Below are 400 nucleotides of genomic sequence, written 5' to 3'. Positions count from 1 at the left end.
GGTCGGCACTGCGCACTGCGCGCCGCCTCGGCATTCCGGTCGCCAGCGGCTTCCACACCCGCTTCGACGAGTACCTGCCCGACTACGGCGTGGCGTGGCTGCAGGCCGCAGCCATGCGCTGGATGCGCCGTTTCCACAACCAGGCCGATGCCACCCTGGTGCCGACCCGCGAGCTGCAGCAGTTCCTCGGCGAACAGGGCTTCGAGCGCGTGCGCCTGCTGGCCCGCGCGGTGGACAGCCAGCAGTTCGATCCAGGCCGGCGCGATCCCGCGCTGCGCGAGGAATGGGGCGTGGATGGCAACGGCCTGGTGGCGATCTATGTCGGCCGCATCGCTGCTGAAAAGAACCTCGGCCTGGCAGTGAAGGCATTCCGCCGGTTGCAGCAGATCCGGCCCAAGGC

Annotated in this window: 1 protein-coding gene; it reads left to right on the top strand. The window is 69.8% G+C overall.

Going from position 1 to position 400, the window contains the following annotated elements; all coding sequences use genetic code 11:
• A partial coding sequence (locus E0T84_RS31675; RefSeq protein WP_138746434.1) for a glycosyltransferase occupies window positions 1-400 on the top strand: 400 nt, incomplete at both ends.

This window comes from Mycobacterium sp. DBP42 (genome assembly GCF_005924235.1).
Lineage (GTDB): Bacteria > Actinomycetota > Actinomycetes > Mycobacteriales > Mycobacteriaceae > Mycobacterium > Mycobacterium syngnathidarum.
This window is presented reverse-complemented; position numbering and strand designations above follow the sequence as displayed.